The organism is Polaromonas vacuolata (genome assembly GCF_012584515.1).
Taxonomy (GTDB): domain Bacteria; phylum Pseudomonadota; class Gammaproteobacteria; order Burkholderiales; family Burkholderiaceae_C; genus Polaromonas; species Polaromonas vacuolata.
Genome location: NZ_CP051461.1, coordinates 3,742,396 through 3,759,659, shown reverse-complemented (window position 1 = coordinate 3,759,659; position 17,264 = coordinate 3,742,396). Strand labels below are relative to the sequence as shown.

The 17,264-nt window shown below is 56.7% G+C and carries 10 protein-coding genes; 3 read left to right on the top strand and 7 right to left on the bottom strand.

Annotated elements, in window-relative coordinates:
• Positions 1-247: 247 nt before the first annotated feature.
• Together HC248_RS17080 and rfaE2 are read left to right on the top strand one after the other, a co-directional pair.
• On the top strand, positions 248-1,111 hold the full coding sequence (locus HC248_RS17080) for a ferritin-like domain-containing protein (protein WP_168923529.1): 864 nt from the start codon (positions 248-250) through the stop codon (positions 1,109-1,111).
• 5 nt (positions 1,112-1,116) lie between these two features.
• Complete coding sequence (gene rfaE2, locus HC248_RS17075; protein ID WP_168923528.1) at positions 1,117-1,605, top strand: D-glycero-beta-D-manno-heptose 1-phosphate adenylyltransferase; 489 nt, start codon at positions 1,117-1,119, stop codon at positions 1,603-1,605.
• Here the strand turns inward: rfaE2 and HC248_RS17070 are convergent.
• The 7 genes from HC248_RS17070 to glnE all read right to left on the bottom strand — a co-directional run bounded on the left by HC248_RS17070 (position 1,602) and on the right by glnE (position 12,967).
• Positions 1,602-2,843, bottom strand: a complete 1,242-nt coding sequence (locus tag HC248_RS17070) for a beta-ketoacyl-[acyl-carrier-protein] synthase family protein (protein WP_168923527.1) — start codon at positions 2,841-2,843, stop codon at positions 1,602-1,604. The two genes, rfaE2 and HC248_RS17070, sit on opposite strands and share 4 nt — an antisense overlap.
• A 15-nt stretch (positions 2,844-2,858) precedes the next feature.
• Positions 2,859-3,113 (bottom strand): acyl carrier protein, encoded by a 255-nt coding sequence (locus HC248_RS17065; protein ID WP_168923526.1) that lies wholly within the window; start codon positions 3,111-3,113, stop codon positions 2,859-2,861.
• A gap of 112 nt (positions 3,114-3,225) precedes the next feature.
• Positions 3,226-4,146 (bottom strand): alpha/beta hydrolase, encoded by a 921-nt coding sequence (locus tag HC248_RS17060; RefSeq protein ID WP_168923525.1) that lies wholly within the window; start codon positions 4,144-4,146, stop codon positions 3,226-3,228.
• 167 nt (positions 4,147-4,313) lie between these two features.
• Complete coding sequence (locus HC248_RS17055; protein WP_168923524.1) at positions 4,314-7,397, bottom strand: efflux RND transporter permease subunit; 3,084 nt, start codon at positions 7,395-7,397, stop codon at positions 4,314-4,316.
• On the bottom strand, positions 7,394-8,575 hold the full coding sequence (locus HC248_RS17050; protein ID WP_168923523.1) for an efflux RND transporter periplasmic adaptor subunit: 1,182 nt from the start codon (positions 8,573-8,575) through the stop codon (positions 7,394-7,396). The genes HC248_RS17055 and HC248_RS17050 overlap by 4 nt, the downstream gene beginning before the upstream one ends.
• 52 nt (positions 8,576-8,627) lie before the next feature.
• Positions 8,628-10,154 carry an efflux transporter outer membrane subunit gene (locus tag HC248_RS17045; RefSeq protein WP_168923522.1) on the bottom strand — a complete coding sequence of 509 codons (1,527 nt, stop codon included), beginning with the start codon at positions 10,152-10,154 and terminating at the stop codon, positions 8,628-8,630.
• Positions 10,155-10,201: 47 nt separating this feature from the next.
• The gene (gene glnE / locus HC248_RS17040; RefSeq protein WP_168923521.1) at positions 10,202-12,967 is read right to left on the bottom strand and encodes a bifunctional [glutamate--ammonia ligase]-adenylyl-L-tyrosine phosphorylase/[glutamate--ammonia-ligase] adenylyltransferase; all 2,766 of its coding nucleotides are present in this window, start codon (positions 12,965-12,967) and stop codon (positions 10,202-10,204) included.
• Positions 12,968-13,039: 72 nt separating this feature from the next.
• Here glnE and HC248_RS17035 point away from each other — a divergent pair, with 72 nt between their 5' ends.
• A complete protein-coding gene (locus HC248_RS17035) occupies positions 13,040-17,260 on the top strand; it encodes a YhdP family protein (protein WP_168923520.1) in 4,221 nt (1,406 codons plus the stop codon).
• Positions 17,261-17,264 lie beyond the last annotated feature (4 nt).

Sequence of the window (17,264 nt, the reverse complement as noted above, 5' to 3'; positions counted from 1 at the left end):
GTTATACGCTGATACGCACTAGTCGGATTCGGCTGTTTGACTTATGCCAGTAGTTTCGTGGGTCTTGACCTTGTTTGCATTTGACCAATCACCCAGAGACTGCGTGTCAAATACGATTTGACATAATGGGAAAATAAAATTGTTCTGTTATAAAAATGTGTGTTCTTGCATCTGATGATGCTCTTGCCGCGTAACAGTCATAACACCGCGTCTGATTTGATGCATTGTTAATCGCCAAGGAGTTCTTATGCTTTATCCCGAACTATTTAAACAGCTAGAAGCCGTCCGGTGGGACATGGAAAAGGATATTCCTTGGTCCAGTTTCGACGCGTCCAAGTTATCTGACGAACAAGCTCAGACGATCAAAATGAATGCCATCACAGAATGGGCGGCCTTACCAGCTACTGAGATGTTTTTGCGTGACAACAAAGACGACAGTGACTTTTCTGCATTCATGTCGATTTGGTTTTTTGAAGAGCAAAAACACTCGCTGGTTTTGATGGAGTACCTCAAGCGTTTCCGTCCTGAATTTGCACCCACAGAAGAAGAGTTGCATGAGGTGCGTTTCGAGTTTGAACCAGCGCCCCCGTTAGAGACTTTGATGTTGCACTTTTGTGGCGAAATTCGGCTTAACCACTGGTACCGCTGCGCCAGTGAATGGCATACCGAGCCAGTCATTAAACAAATTTATACCCAACTCAGCCAAGATGAAGCCCGCCACGGCGGCGCTTATCTTCGTTATATGAAACGGGCGATTAATAAGTCCGGTAACGAAGCAAACGTCGCTTTTTCTAAGGTTGGCGTGTTGATGGCCAGCGCTAGGCGCACCTCGCAAGCGCTGCATCCGACTAATTTGCATGTGAACAAAAACTTGTTTCCACGCGACACCATACAGTCGCGCTTGCCCGATCCACAGTGGTTGGATCATTGGCTAGACACGCAAATTAAGTTTGATGCGGAATGGGAAGGCAAGGTCGTGGGTCGTATCTTGCACAACATGAGTTTGCTGATGAACCGTAGCTTTAAAACCGTGCAGGACTTAAACCGTTTCCGTAAAGAAATTGGCCGCGAAATTGCGGCTGATACAGCGCTCGTACCTTCATCGGCCTGAGCCAGGTGACGTCGCCTGACTTTGAGCGCAAGCTCGCCGACCGTGAGCAAGCCGCTACTCGGTTGGCGCAACTACCAAGGCCGGTGGTGTTTACCAACGGCGTGTTTGATTTGTTGCACCGTGGCCATGCCAGCTATCTTGCCCATGCACGCTCGCTGGGTGCTAGCCTAGTGGTGGCGCTCAACACCGACGCGTCAGCGCGGCGTTTGGGCAAAGGTGATGACCGGCCACTCAACAATCAGCAAGACCGCGCATTGATGCTGGCCGCATTGGAGTCAGTCAGCTTGGTCACTTGGTTTGATGAAGACACGCCGATTGAATTAATCCGTGCGCTAAGGCCAGACATCTTGGTCAAGGGTGGCGATTACGACATGCAAAAACTGGCAGAAACAGCCGTTGTTGAGTCATATGGCGGCAAGGCTCTAGCGATTGATTTTGTCAACGGCTACTCGACCACCGCATTGGTTAAAAAAATTCGCGCCAGTAAAGCTTAAACAGCCTTCGCAATCAGCACTGCGTTAGAGCCACCAAAGGCAAACGAGTTGGACATGACTGCGCCAATGCCCCGACTGTCTCGCGCTTGCAAAGCGATGTAGTCGAGGTCGCAGCGTGGATCCGGATGCACTAAAAAAGCCGTCGGTGGCAGTTGGCCAGAGCGTAGCGCCAGAATGCTAGCAATAAATTCCATGCCGCCCGCTGCGCCCATGGCATGGCCGTGCAAGGCTTTGGTTGAGCTTATCGGTAGGGCTGCGGCTGCCGTTCCAAACGCTAACTTAATCGCTTGAGTCTCGACCACATCACCCACTTCGGTCGCCGTGCCGTGGGCATTGAGGTAAGCAATGTCGGATGAATTCAAAGCCGCATCTTGCAGTGCCAAGGTGATCGCCCGTGCCTGACCTTGAGCCTCGGGCTGGGTCAGATGATGGGCGTCGGTGCTGGCGGCATAGCCGACCAATTCGGCCAGAATAGTGGCGCCGCGGCGTTTGGCGCTTTCCCATTCTTCGAGCACCAACATGGCCGCGCCTTCGGACAAAACCAAGCCGCTGCGGTCGATTGAAAAGGGCCGGCAGGACGTCTCTACGCCATCAGGATGCGGCTTGGCCAATGTTTGCATAGACTGCCAAGCCTTGAAGCTGCCGCGGTTGAGCATGGCTTCTGCACCGCCGGCCAGCATCACATCGGCATAACCATGGCGAATTTGCCGCATTGCCTCGCCTATGGCTGTGGCCGAGGATGCACAGGCGTTGGAGACAGTGCTGCTCGGGCCTTTGAGATCAAACTCCATTGACATGTGGGCCGCGGTAGCGTTGTTCATGGCCAGCACTACTGTCATAGGCCGCAGGCGTTGCGCTTTTTGCTCTAGCAGCGCGATGTAGCTGTTTTCCAGTGATCCAGAGCCGCCGGTGGCTGTGCCAACTGCCACACCAAAGCGCTCGGCAGGCAGGCTGCTACGTGCGTTCTCATCGTTTAATCCGGCTTGCTGCATGGCCTGGCGCGCCGCGACCAAGGCAAACTGGCTAACGCGGTCCATGCTGAGTAGTTTGGCGCGCGGAAAGTGTGTATCGACGTTGATGCAGACGCTGCCCGCTAAAAAAGTCTCTGGTCCATTGGGCATGGCCACTTCAAGTGGCGCGATGCCGGAGCGCACCTCAAGTAGGGCGGAGAAAAAATCTGCGCAATTGTTTCCCAGTGGCGAGACTATGCCCATTCCTGTGATGGCGACACGACGCATAGTGTTGTGGCGGTTTTAGTCAGCCGCTGCCTTGTCCGAGTCCGGCACAAGCGGCATAAGCGGCGCAATTAGCGCCACCATTTCGCCAAGAGTGCGGGGTGGGCTGGCACGGTCGGGGATTTGAATGCCGAATTTATCTTCGATTTGAAACAAAAATTCAATAGTGGCCAGTGAGTCTAGCCCTAGGCTTTCGAGCGTTGCTTCAGGCACCAGCTTGTCTGGCGCAATATCGAAAGTTTCAGCAAAAAGATTGATCAGGTCAGAATTCATCAATAAATAACAATAAATACTAGTTAAGCTGTGTTGCTCAGATTTGAGCGAATATTGTTTAAAGCTTAACAGTTCTTGACGCCAAGATGTATTTTGGCTAAGAGTGTGGGCTTTATGTCCGAGTCAAAGGCGCTAATTGAAGCGATTCAGACGACTGCGTTGGCGGCACTGCTGACACTTTGTTGACAGCGGGCTTGGCGTCATCCGCTAGAAAACGAATCATGGCAGAGATGACTGTGTTTTTCTCTTGGTCCAAGCTAACCATATGGTAGCTGTTGGTGAGTATCAAAATCTCAATCCGTGTGGCTTTGACTTTGCTAGCCACCTCGTAAGAACTTTTAGGTGACGCGCATTCGTCCTCGCGTGCGTGAATCAGCAGCGTGGGCGATGTGATCTGCGCCAGCGATGACTTGGCCAAGGCGATCAAGTCTCTGGATTTGAGTAGGTCATCCACCATCAACACCGCGGCACCGGCGCTGGAGTCGCCGCTAACTTGCATCTGGCGCTTGACCCAAGCGCGCATGCGCGTGTCTTTCAAGCCATAGGGTTCGCCCTCGCTGATGGCGATGCGCCGGGCAAACGGCAGGTAGCGAGCGAGTCTCAAAAAGTGGGTGTACCAAGGGTTGGCCCAGCCATCGAAGTGCAGCGCTGTCGACATAGCCAACACCGAGCTGATGCGGTTGGTGCGCAGAGCGGCAACGCGCAAGGACAGCACAGCACCTATGCAAAGCCCGCCCACAGAGACGGTTTCACAGCGCTCGGCCAGCGCATCGAACTCGCGTAAGGCCGTCACTATCCACTCGTTGGCACCGACGTTTTGACCTGACTCAGAAGACAGACCGTGGGTATAGCCGGCAATCACCGGCGCTACCACGCTATAGCCGGCGCGCTGCAAACCTCTGGCGACAAACTGAAGTTCCATCGGACTACTGCTCAGGCCATGAAACAGCAACACCCCATGCGTGCCGCCATCAAGCCGGAGTGACTTGAGGTTTAGGGGGGGAATGACGGTGATGGACTTGGGGTCTGACATAGGGCGAGAAGGGTTTTTAGACCGACTAAAAAGGCAAAAGCCGCCTACCAATAGGTCGCGGTTGGGTTACAAAAAACCGCTGTTGCTAGCCGGTAATCTTTGGATCAATGTACACAACGCGCCGCCTAGCTGTTTGAGCTAGTCCTAGCGCCCTGCCAATACGCTAATCACAAAGCTTTGGATGAACGTAAACGTCGGCCCAGCCAATCAGAGACATCATCCACATAAGTAAACACGGCGGGCACCACTAACAAACTGAGCAAGGTCGAGGTGATCAGTCCGCCAATCACCGCTATCGCCATGGGTGAGCGAAAGCTTGGATCTGCACCCCAGCCCAAGGCCAGAGGCATCATGCCCGCGCCCATGGCAATGGTTGTCATGATGATAGGCCTAGAGCGCTTGTGGCAGGCGTCTACCAAGGCTTCAAACCTGTCCATACCGGCGGCCCGCGCTATCAGTGCATAGTCCACTAGCAAGATGGAGTTTTTAGTGACAATGCCCATCAGCATGATCAAGCCAATCATGGACGGCATAGACAAGGCCTTGCCAGTCAGTAGCAAAGCTACAAAAGCGCCACCGATGGACAGCGGCAACGCCGCGAGAATCGTCACCGGCTGCATAAAGTCTTTGAATAAAAGTACCAGCACACCGTAGATACACAGCACACCAATCAGCATGGCCAGGCCAAAGCTGGCGAACAACGCCTTCATCTCTTGCGCGTCACCTAACTCGGCGATGCGCACCGAGGGCGGCAGTGCCAGCACAGACGGCAGTGCGCGGGCTTCGGCATTGACCTCGCCCAGACTGCGCGAACCCAGCTCCACATTCAGCGTGACATTGCGGCTGCGGTTGAGTCGGTCAATCTGCGCTGGGCCCGACTCCATACGCACGCTCGCCACCGTTGCCAGCATCACTGGGCCATTTTTACCGGGCACAGTTAGCCGCTCAATGGCCGCCAGATCGGCACGGACTGCGTCCGGCAGTTTGATGCGAATCGGCACTTGGCGCTCGGCCAAATTGAGTTTATTGAGGTTGGTGTCATAGTCGCCGGCAGTGGCGATACGCACCGTCTCGCCAATGCTGGCGGCAGTCACGCCTAAGTCGGCAGCGCGAGCAAAGTTGGGCCGCACTATGATTTCTGGTCGCACCAGCGCCGCGCTTGAACTCACATTGCCAACGCCTTTGAGGCCGCGCAGTTCGCGCTCGACTTTTTGTGCCGAAGCGGTCAGCGCTACCGGGTCTTCGCTGCGCAGCACCAGCTGCATCTTCGCGCCAATGTCGGGCGGACCAACGTTAAAGCGTGCGCCGGCAATTTGGTCGAGTCGGTCGCGAATTTGTTGTTCCAGATCGGCCATGGATTCGCTGCGATCAGTGCGGTGCACGGTCGTGAGTGTGAGCACGGCGCGGCGCGCCTCAGCCGCCGCACCGGGTGCGAAATCGTCCCCACTAGAGCCACCGCCTATGGAGCTGAAAACGCCTGTGATGCCTTTAACTTGCATGGCCGCCAGTCTGGCTTGCTCGGCGATCAATCCGGTTTGTGCCAAGGTACTGCCTGGTGGTAGCTCTAGATTGATTTGAGTTTGCGCCCTGTCCGCGGCGGGCACAAAACCAGTTGGCAGCAGGCCGACCAGTGACATGGAGGCGGCAAAAAACAGTGTCGCCGCGGTCATGGTGATAAACCGGTGCTGCAGCGACCAGCGCATGATTTGCATGTAGCGCCGCATCAACCAACTGTCGGCTTGCTCAGTTTCGCTGGTGGGTTTGAGTAGATAGGCCGCCATCATGGGTGTGAGTAGCCGCGCCACCAGCAGCGAGGCGAGTATGGCCAGCACCGCTGTCCAGCCAAACTGTTTGAAAAATAGACCGGGCACACCCGACATAAAGGCGGTTGGCAGGAACACCGCGACTAGCGCAAAAGTGGTGGCAATCACCGCTAGGCCGATCTCGTCTGCAGCTTCTAGTGCCGCCTGCATGGGCGTTTTTCCCATCCGCAGATGACGGGCAATGTTTTCAATCTCGACAATCGCATCATCAACCAGCACCCCCACGACTAAGGCTAGCGACAGCAAGGTGACGGTGTTGAGCGTGTAGCCAAAGTATTTAAGGCCTAGAAAAGTCGGTATCACTGCCAGCGGCAGCGCGGCAGCCGCTACCAGCGTCGCGCGCCAGTCGCGCAAAAACCACCACACCACCAGCGTGGCCAGTAGTGCACCTTCGTAGAGCAGGTCCATAGAGCCTTGGAAGTTTTCCTCTACCGGCTGGGCGTTGTCTATGACTTCGGTGATGGCCACAGCGGGTCGGCTTAGCTGCAACTCGGCCACCGCATCGCGTGCGCCCTTGGCGACATCTAGTTCGCTGGCGCCGCGGCTGCGAAAAATCTCAAACCCAACGACTTTTTTACCGTTGTGTAGCGCCACAGATCGCGCTTCGGCCACCGTGTCAACGACTGTGCCTATGCGGTCCAAGCGAATGCGCCTGCCATCAGCCAGCGGTAACTCGAGTCGGCCAAGTTCGGCCGCCGACATCACCGTGGCAATGGTGCGAACTGATTGCTCGGCACCGCCTACATCGCCGCGCCCGCCCGGTGCTTCTTGCTGCACCAAGCGCAATTGGCGCGAGACCTCGGCGGCGCTGACCTTGAGTGCCGCCATCTTGTCGGCGTCAAGCGTAATGCGTACCTCTCGGTTCACGCCGCCCATGCGTTTAACTGCGCCTATGCCGGGCACACTGAGCAGGCGCTTACTGACGTTGTCGTCTATGAACCAGCTCAAGTCCTGATCGTCAATGGCGCTCGGACTACCGTCCGCCATCAAGGCCGGTGCAGCCACAAAGGTCAGCACTACCTTACCGGCGGTGAGAGACCGGGTGACCGAAGGGTCGCGCAATTCACTGGGCAAGTCGGCGCGAACTCTGGCGACAGCGTTGCGCACATCGTTGACGGCTTCAGCGATTGGCTTTTCCAGCACAAACTCCACCGTGATCTGCACCAGTCCGTCGAGCACGCTGGTGTAGATGTTTTTAATACCCGGCAAAGTAGCCACCGAGTCTTCGATCTTGCGCGCCACTTCAGTTTCGAGCTGCGCCGGCGCAGCTCCTGCCAAGGTGGCGGTGATGGTGACTATGGGTAGCTCTATGTCTGGGAAATCCTGTACTGCGCTGGACTTAAAGGCCAGCAAACCGGCCAGCGTCAGCAGCACAAACAGCATGATTGCTGGTATTGGATTCTTGATCGAATAGGCAGAAAAATTCATGGCTGCGGCTTGGTCGGCACTGGATTGGCGGCAGTCGATGCGGTTGGCGGCATGGGCGGATTGACAACCCGCACCAAGTCACCGTCGTTGAGAAAACCAGCCCCGCTAGTGACCAGTACCGCACCTGGCGCCAGACCTTCACGAATTTCTATGCGCTCGCCAAAACGGCGTCCGGTTTGCACCTTGAGTTGGCGCGCATGACCATCCTCACCCAAGGTGTAAACATAGCTAAAGCCGTCCCGCACCAACACTGATTGCTGGGCTGCGGTCAAACCCATGGTTTTTCCCATTTCAAACTCGCCGCTGGCAAACATGCCGGCCCGAATCGCGGCTGGATCGTTCGGTGCGCCAGCTTGAAGCGGCAAATCCACATACACCAAGGCCAGGCGGGTTTGAGGGTCTACGGTAGGCGCAATCATGCGCACTTTGCCCTTTATTGGCAGGCCGTTAGCGGCCAGTAAATTAACGCTCATACCGGTCTTGATCCGGCTTAGCTCGCTAGACGTGACCTCTGCCCGCCACTCAAGACGGCCGCCCCGAATCATGCGAAACAGCTCGCTGCCAGCGCCTACTACCGCACCCAAGGTGGCATTGCGCGCCGAGATCACGCCGTCGTCAGGCGCTAGTAGCCTAGTTTGCTTGAGTTTGACTTGCTGCACTTCCAGCATGGCGCGGGCTGAAAGCATGCGCGCGCTGGCGGTTTTTTCAGCGGTTTGGAATTGGTTGATTTGCTGCTCGCTCAGCGCACCGCTGCGCTGCAGGCTGCGGGCTTTCTCGGCATTGCCAGCGGCGTCTAGCGCATTGGCTTGGGCTTCAGCCAGACTGGCTTGGGCTTGCGCGACTTCGGCTTGCACAGATTCAATCGCAAACGTCGCCAATATTTGGCCTTTGCGGACTTGGTCACCGACATTGACGCGCACTTCGGTCAGGCGCAGGCCGCCGGCTTCGCTGCCGATAACTGCCTCCTGCCAAGGCCAAATAGCGCCGTTGGCACTGAGCCGCTGCGGCAACAGGCTTTGCTCTAGCGCGGCTGTACTAACCGTCAGTGCTGGTTTGGTCGGGCTGGTCTTGGCGGATTGACGCTGGGTTTTGAGATAGAAAAATGTTGCCATGGCGACCAGCAGCAAAGCGCTGAGAATCAGCAAAAAAATGGCGGTTGATCGTTGGGGTTTCTTCATGGTGCCAGTTATTTGTCAGGTGCTTATCAGTTGCTTTTCGGGTGTCGGCCGCTCAAGGCGAGACGAGGTCTTGAAATGTCATAGCCGCTGGCATGGCCGAGGCACTAGACCAGCCGCCGCCCAGTGCGCGGTAGAGCGCAATCCAGGCTTTGCGCCGCTCCAGTGCCAAACTGGCGACTGCGGCTTGCGCGTTTAGCAGGCTGCGCCTAGCGTCTTCTAAATCGACCAAGCTGGCCAGTCCAGCACGCTGGCGCGCCTCAGTAGCGTCAAAAAAGGTCTCAAAGCCCAATGCTGCTAGCGCCGCATCATCGTTGCGGTCGGCGCTGCTTTGCAGCATCACCAGCGCTTGCTCTACTTCTTGCACCGCTTGACGCACCGTGCCGCGGTAAAGACTGGCGGCATCTTCGTATCGCGCTCTGGCTGAGGCGATATGCGCTTGGTTGGCGCCGCCGTCAAACAGCGGCACGTTCAGGGATAACGGGCCGACTGACCAAGTACTGAAATCTAAGCCTTGATTACGGGTAAAGGTCTTATTTCTAGAAATACTGCCGGACAGACTCAGCTGCGGGTAGCGCTCGGCGCGTGCATTGGCCACTTCAAAGCTGCTGGCGGCGACTTCACGTGCGGCATTAAAAACATCGGGTCGCTGACTAATCACTTGAGCCGGTAGGCTGTCGGGCGCGAGCAAGGCCTGTTGCGGCGGTGGCAGTGGGGCTTGGGCGAGTTTTTCTCTTAGTTCTGGCTCGGGCATTGCTGTGAGCGCTACCAAGGCCTTAATGCCTTGCTCACATTGGCCGCGTTGCAAGGTGCTGCGCGCACGGCTTTCGGCCGCGCCAGCGCGTGCCAGTGCGGCGTTAGCAGGGGATTCAAAACCAGCTTTTGCGGCCAGTCCGGCGAGTGCCGAGGTTTGCTCACGCGAGCGGGTATCGGCTTGGGCAATGCGTAGCTGGCTTTCACAGCTGCGCAATTGGTAATACTGACTGGCCGCTTCTGCAGCTACCGAGACACGCGCCGCATGCCACCGCGCACCGGCGCCTAGCAGGCGCTCAGAAGCCGCATCGCGGTTGGCGCTGGCTCTGCCGAAGACGTCAATTTCCCAACTAGTCTGTAGGCCAAGCTGCTGCAGACTGGCCGGCGCGGCGGCGGCGCGATTGATCGGTCCAGCCAAGCTGCGGCTAGTGCTGACCGAGGCGTCCAGTGTTGGCAGCAAGGCGGCTTGGGCGATGCTGGTGTTGGCGCGCGCTTGGGTAATGTTGGCCAGTGCAGTCAGCAAACTGGGGCTGGCATTTTGAGCGGCTTGAATCAAGTCGAGCAGCAGTGCATCGTTTTGTAGTTGCCACCAGTTAGTCAACTGGCTCAGACGGATATCGTTTGGCAGGTCACTGCTAGCGGGTGTCTTGTTGACTGCATCAGCGGTCGCGCTAGCGTCTGGTTTGACCTTAGCGGCATACCATTCGGGTGGGGTAGAGCTAAGAATGCTGGGGCTGGCCGGTGGGCGATTGACGGCGCAGCCTGCTAGGGCCAAGGCCATAGCAAGTGCCAGCGTGATTCCGCGCCCGGTGTGTACATATGCCGTCATGCGCGGTATTAAATCATGCACCCGAGGCGGCTAGCAATTAATGTTAATTAACCTTTAAATACGGCGTCCCAAAGTGCGGTGATGGCGAGTCGCTCTGAGGCGAGCGCAGGCGGCATGACTTGGGTGGCTTCTTCGTTCAGTCGTGCCCGGTGCTGGACTCGGCGCAGCTGGCGGTAAGCGTCGGCTGCGCGCTGACCGACACCGACTGGAAGTAAACCAGCGGCTTCGGCGCGCATCATCAGCGTGATATTGCCCATGTTTTGGGCCAACTCGCTGTGCTGGCCTGACTCGGTCAAAACCAGAAACTGCACCGCAAATTCGGCGTCAAGCATACCGCCTTGGCTGTGTTTGACGTCAAATTTTCCGCCCCGTACGGGATGGGCCGCATGCACTTTTGTGCGCATGTTTTCAATTTCTTTGAGCAGCAGTTCGCGGTCGCGCTTGGCGCTGATGACGTTTAGGCGTATTTGCTCGAAACGTTCACGCAGCCGTTCGTCGCCTAGCACGCAGTGGGCCCGCGTCATGGCTTGGTGTTCCCAGGTCCAGGCGGTGTTGTTGCCACGTTGCAATTGGTAGCGGGTGAAGGCGTCAAAGCTAGTCACCAGTAGGCCGGAGTGGCCATTGGGTCTGAGTTCGGTGTCTATCTCGAACAGGTCGCCTTCGCCGGTTTTTACACTTAGCCAGTTAATCAGCTTTCTGACAAAGGCGGCATAAATTTCGCTAGCTTGCTCGTGATCGTCTTCGTAAACAAACACCAAGTCTAGGTCACCACCGTAGCCTAACTCGCGCCCGCCCAGCTTGCCGTAGGCGATGATGGCCAGGGCCGGATCGTCGCGGTGTCGGACTTTTAGACGCTGCCAGCACCAGTGTGCGCTAGTGGCTAATACGGCGTTGGCAAGCGCGCTCAGGTCGTCGGCGACTTGTTCGACGGTGAGTATGCCTTCGATGTCGCGTGCCAGTGTGCAAAACACCTCGGCATGGTGGGCACGGCGCAGTAGGTTTAAGCTGGTTTCCTCGTCATCCTCGTTAGTGCGCTTGAGGGCCGCCATGCGCTGCTCTAGCGCGGCGCAAAAAGCGACGCCGTCAAAGCGCTGATGCAGCATTTCGTTATCGGCCAGCTCATCGATGACTCCGGGGTGTAGCAACAAGTAGCTCGCCGGCCAACGCGCGGCGCCCAGCATGCGTAGCATGCGCTCGTGCACCGCTGGACGCTCTAACAGCAGGGCCAGATAGCTTTCGCGGCGCAGCAGTGACTCCATCCAATCCAACAAGCGTATGGCCGCGAGTTCGCTGACTTTTTCTTCATTCAACCAGTCAGCGGTGCGCAAAATCAGTTGCGCTAAGCGTGCACGTGAGTCGTCACGCAGCGAGAGTACCTTGCTGTTTTGCCGCCACTCTGAGAGCCGTTTACGAAACTGTTCTGGCCATTTTTCTGGCGGTTTACCTAGTAACTCGTCCAGTAAAGGAAGTTGCACGCAACTATTTTTTGTACAACTTTTGCAGACAGGTTTGCCGCCTAGCAACTTGTCGAATTCTTCCGCTACGAATTCGCGGTGGGTGTCCAGATCGCTTAAAAAGTTGGCGCAGTTGGGGTAGTTCAGTGTCTGGGCAATCCAGGCCAAGTCTTCATCGCGAGTCGGTAAAGCGTGGGTTTGCTGATCGTCTAGGTATTGAATTCGGTGCTCGACGCGGCGCAAAAACGTGTAGGCCTCGGCTAGTGCGTCAGCGCTTTCTTGCGGCATTAAACCGGCATGGGCAAGCCGGCTTAGCGCGTCTATGGTCGAGCGGGTTCTGAGTTCTGGAAACTGGCCGCCGCGCACGACTTGGAGTAGTTGCACGGTGAACTCTATCTCACGAATCCCGCCGCGCGAGATCTTCACATCATTGGCGCGCTCTGGATGACCGGCGCTGCGCTTGGCTGCGTGCTCGCGGATTTGCCGGTGCAGCGTGCGCAGTGCGTCAAACACGTTGTAGTCCAGATAACGTCTGAAAACAAACGGCAGCACTGAGCTGCGCATGGCTTGTGCAGAGTTGTTGTCTAGACATTCTTGCGGCGCGACAACCCGACTTTTGAGCCAGGCAAAGCGTTCCCATTCGCGGCCCTGAGTCTGAAAATAGTCTTCCAGCGCGCTGAGCGATATGGCGGCTGGCCCCGAGCCACCATGCGGGCGCAGCGCTAAATCGACGCGAAATACAAAACCGTGTTCGGTAGTCTCGCCAATCAGTGCGTAAATAGCTTTTACTTGAAGCGCGAAGTACTCGTGGTTGGTGATCTTGCCTTGACCTTGGGCATCACCAGCGGTTTCGCCGTCTTGGTCGTAGACATAAATCAGGTCAATGTCACTAGAGACATTGAGCTCTCTTGCGCCAAGTTTTCCCATGCCAACTATCCAGATCTGAGCTCTGTGGTCTGGCTCGCCGTTGCTGCCGGCTATTTGCGGTGCGCCATGAATCGCGTCAAGTGTGGCGCTAGACTCGCGCACCGCTACATCCAAGGCCAGCTCGGCAAGCGCCGTCATGGCATCGGTTACCAACCTCAGCGCCGTGATTTGACCCGGTTGAGCATCGCAATCGAGCACCAGCAGTCGTTCAGTCACCAGTTGCCGCAGCACACGCAGCGCCGCGCCGGCTTCTAATCCTTGGGCACGCAGCGCAGACAGTGTTGAGTCCATGCTTACTCGCTGGGGCGCGCCTGGCGGGAGATAGCCAAGTTCGCCAGCATAGCGGCGACGAATGCGCTGCGCAAAGCGTGAGTAGTTAGAAGCGGTCAAGTCCGGTGCATTCTCGGGATGGTTGGCGGTGGTGTGGAGCATCGACTGATTAATAAACCTTCATGTTTGTAGCGGGCAATAAGTTCTTTGCTGACGGTCATAATCTGTTTGCCAATGGATCAAAGCAACCCACCTCAACTAGCCCGCGATAAAGCCTCGTCAAAGCGTATTGCTTGGCTGGCTAAAACCGCGCGAGTGTTTCTTTGGATGGTGTTAGTGTTGGTACTTTTAGTTACACTTAGCTGGGCAATTATTCTCAGTTTGATTGTGCCGCGAATCGAAGAATTTCGCCCAAGGCTTGAAATAGTCGCCACCAAGGCCGTGGGCATGCGGGTGAGTATTGGCGCAATCAGTGCGCGTTCTGGCGGCTTAATTCCCTCGTTTGAACTCACAGATGTGTTGTTATTCGATGCCGCTGGACGTGAGGCGCTGCGCTTGCCACGCGTGCTCGCTTCGCTGACGCCGACGTCGCTTTGGGGTTTGGGTTTTGAGCAGTTAGTGTTAGAGCAAGCCGAGCTCGACATACGCCGCACCGCTGACGGGAAAATCTATGTCGGCGGCTTAGATTTGGCCCAAGGCCAGGGCGAGCCAAGTGGCGCAGCTGACTGGTTTTTTTCACAAACGGAATTCGCTATCCGCGGCGGCACGCTGCGCTGGATAGACGAGACACGGCATATGCCGCCGCTGGCGTTAACGCAAGTCGATGCCGTGCTGCGCAACGGCAGGCGCAATCATCAAATGCGCTTAGATGCAACCCCGCCGCCCGAGTGGGGCGAGCGCTTTAGTCTACGTGGTCAGTTTCACCAACCCTTGCTCTCTGGCAATGCGGCACGCTGGGCCGACTGGTCGGGTGAAGTTTTCGCCGATCTCAGCCGGGTTGATATTTCTCTTTTAAAACAGTATGCCGATCTAGGTAGCATGGGCATGGGTATGAATTTGGAGAGTGGTCAAGGCGGCTTGCGCCTGTGGGCCGATGTGGCTGCGGGCCAGCTGGTATCGGCCACAGTAGACGCTGCTTTGACCAATGTTCAAGTGCAGCTGGGTAAGGACTTGTTGCCGCTGACACTCGACTCGGTGAGCGGGCGCTTCACAGGAAAAAAGCGTGTTGCTGGAGTGACTTTAAGCACTGAAAACCTGGCGTTTAAAACCTATGACGGCTTGCAGTGGCCAGGCGGCAATGTATCGCTTTTGTATACCGGTGCTGGCAGCGACGCGCAGCAAATTGACCTTACCGGCGACCGACTAGATTTGGCTGCGCTGGCTCAGATCGCCAAGAGCCTGCCTTTAAGTGGCAAGAACCGCGCACTAATCGACTCCCTTGCCCCCAAGGGGTTGGTGGATAAAGTGCAGGTCAGCTGGCAAGGTAATGCCGACGTCACCCGACGCTTTTCGGTCAAGGGCAGTGCCAGCGCGCTGGTGCTTGCCGCCAAGGCCAATCCTTTGCTGTCGACCGGCGCTACACCTCACCCCCTGCCCGGCCGACCCGGTATTGAGGGAGCCAATCTGGACTTTGATGTGAACCAAGACGGTGGCAAGCTCAGTGTGAGTCTTGCCGGCGGTGCACTGGATTTTCCTGGCGTATTTGAGGATGTGCGGGTGCCGTTTGACCAACTGTCGCTGGACGCGCAGTGGCGCTTAGTTGGCGGTAAGGCCGATGTTGAGCTGCGCAATGTGAAGTTTTCTGCTCCAGACGCAGAAGGACAGTTCCAAGCCCGCTGGCGCTCGCCTGAGACGGCTGCAGCGCATGAAAGCCTAGGGCATCTAGATTTGCAAGGCAGTCTTAGCCGCGGCGTTGGCGCGCGCGTACACCGTTATCTGCCGCTGGTGCTGCCGGAACTGGTGCGCCGCTATGTGCGCGATGCGGTGCTCCAAGGCGATGTCAGCGATGTCAAGTTCAAGGTCTCTGGACCGATAGATTTAGTTCCTTTTGTTGATGCTTCGCGCGGTGAATTTAGGATTTCTGCCAAGGTCAAAAATGGCATTTTTGCCTATGTGCCCAAGTCAATACAAACCGATGCGGACAGCAAGCTAGGCGTCTGGCCGCCGCTGGCCGACTTCAAAGCCGAGTTGCTGTTTAATCGCGCCGCGCTAGAAATTAATGCCGCCAGTGCCAAGCTAGCCGGCGCCTCGTCTCTGCGCGTGGTCAAGGGTAATGCACGCATACCTGACTTGATGCATTCGGCGACGGTTGAGGTCAATCTGGGCGTCAAGGGTCAGGTGCAAGATGCGCTGGCCTTTGTCAACAGTTCACCGCTTAGCGCTTTGACTCGCCGAGTGCTTGATCAGGCGACGGCCAGCGGCGCAGGTGAGCTTGATCTGCGCCTGAGTTTGCCGCTCGCAACAATCGATAAATCCCGCGTTCAGGGCAGCTTAACGTTGACCAACAGCGAGTTGCAGCTAATGCCTAGCGTGCCGCTGTTCAGCCGACTAAAAGGACAGCTGACGTTCACCGAGAGCGGCTTTAATATTCCTGCCGCACAGGCTCGCGTGCTGGGCGGTGAGATGCGTTTTGAGGGCGGTAGCCGACCGGCGCCGCGCGCCGCACCGAATGCGGTGGAGGCCGAGCCGGTGATTGCGTTCCGGGCTCAAGGCACGCTTAGCTCGGACGCCTTGCGGCAGGCCAGCGAGCTAGGGTTTGGGGCTCGCTTAGCGCAAAACGCCAGTGGTACGGCGGCCTATACGGCGACGCTGGGCTTTAGGCGCGGTTTGGCCGAGGTCTCGGTGGCCAGCAATTTGCAAGGCATGGCGCTTAATTTGCCTGCGCCTTTGAATAAGACCGCTGATACGCTGTTGCCAATACGCTTTGAAAACACTTTGCTGCGCGAGTCGCTAGCGCCAGGACAAAAACTACAAGACCGACTTAGTCTGAGCGTGGGCACTTTGGTGTCCGCCACCTTTATACGCGACGTCAGCACCGATGTCCCTCGCGTGCTGCGCGGCGGTATTGGCGTAGGTCTAGAGTCTGGTGAGTCGGTGCCGGAGCCGGTCGCTGGCGTTGGTGCGAATATCAACTTGGTCAGTCTGGACATGGATAAGTGGGAAAGGGTATTGTCAGCGTCTGCTGGTGTGCCCTTAAGTGCGGTGGTGGGTGTCGGGGTGGCGACTAATGGCACTCCAACTACAGCAAATAGAGTAAATACTGCGAATTCAAGCAACTTTGCACAAGCAGCCAATGCCATCAACACGGCGAACGCGGCTCAGACTTATCTGCCCACGCAAATGGCGATACGCGCCAAAGCCTTGGTGCTGCAGGGGCGACAACTCAACCATGTGGTGGTGGGTGGTTCGCGTGAAGGTCTTAACTGGCGCGCCAATATCGCCGCTGACGAGCTCAATGGCTATGTTGAATTTCGTCAACCCGGCGCGAGTGCGCCGACGGCTGCAGGTCGACTTTATGCGCGTTTGTCGCGTTTAAAGCTCGAACAAAGCAGCGCTACTGATGTGGAAAATATTCTCGATCAGCAGCCCGCCAGTCTTCCTTCGCTGGACATTGTTGTCGATGATTTTGAACTCAAAGGCAGACGCTTGGGTCGAGTCGAAATCGAAGCGGTTAACCGTAATCAGCCGTCGTCGGCTTTGGGTGCGCGTGAATGGCGGCTCAATAAGCTCAACTTAATCATGCCTGAAGCGACGCTGACGGCCTCGGGCAACTGGGCGGCGGTCAATGCCCAAGCCGGTCCTGTGGCGGCGCGAAACGGCTCGGACACGCGGCGCACGGTGATGAATTTCCGGCTTGATATTGCTGACTCGGGTGAGTTGCTTAAGCGCTTTGGCATGCCCGGCCTAATACGCAGTGGCAAAGGCAAGATGGAAGGCCAGATTGCTTGGCTGGGATCGCCCCTAAGCTTGGACTATCCCAGTATGAATGGGCAGTTCAACATCAATGTCGAATCCGGCCAGTTTCTCAAGGCCGAGCCCGGCATAGCTAAGTTACTCGGTGTGCTTAGCCTGCAGTCGCTGCCGCGCCGTCTCACGCTTGATTTCAGGGATGTGTTCTCCCAAGGCTTTGCGTTTGATTTTGTGCGCGGCGACGTCAACATCAAGCAAGGACTGGCGTCAACTAACAACTTGCAGATGAAGGGTGTAAACGCTGCCGTGTTGATGGAAGGTAGCGCTGATATTGCCAAAGAAACCCAAGACATACGGGTGGTGGTGGTGCCAGAAATTAATGCCGGTACCGCCTCTTTGATCGCAACGGCGATCAATCCAGCCATAGGTTTGGGAACATTTTTAGCGCAATATTTTCTGCGTACCCCGTTGACAGAAGCAGCTACCAAGCAGTTTCTCATTGACGGTAGTTGGTCTGATCCACGCATTACCCCGGTCGCCAAGTAGTTGT

Coding starts and splice junctions, on each gene's coding strand:
- HC248_RS17060 (WP_168923525.1), bottom strand. CDS start 4,146: ATGTCAGACCCCAAGTCCATCACCGTCATTCCCCCCCTAAACCTCAAG.
- HC248_RS17070 (WP_168923527.1), bottom strand. CDS start 2,843: ATGCGTCGTGTCGCCATCACAGGAATGGGCATAGTCTCGCCACTGGGA.
- HC248_RS17055 (WP_168923524.1), bottom strand. CDS start 7,397: ATGAATTTTTCTGCCTATTCGATCAAGAATCCAATACCAGCAATCATG.
- HC248_RS17035 (WP_168923520.1), top strand. CDS start 13,040: ATGGATCAAAGCAACCCACCTCAACTAGCCCGCGATAAAGCCTCGTCA.
- HC248_RS17050 (WP_168923523.1), bottom strand. CDS start 8,575: ATGAAGAAACCCCAACGATCAACCGCCATTTTTTTGCTGATTCTCAGC.
- HC248_RS17045 (WP_168923522.1), bottom strand. CDS start 10,154: ATGACGGCATATGTACACACCGGGCGCGGAATCACGCTGGCACTTGCT.
- HC248_RS17065 (WP_168923526.1), bottom strand. CDS start 3,113: ATGAATTCTGACCTGATCAATCTTTTTGCTGAAACTTTCGATATTGCG.
- glnE (WP_168923521.1), bottom strand. CDS start 12,967: ATGCTCCACACCACCGCCAACCATCCCGAGAATGCACCGGACTTGACC.
- HC248_RS17080 (WP_168923529.1), top strand. CDS start 248: ATGCTTTATCCCGAACTATTTAAACAGCTAGAAGCCGTCCGGTGGGAC.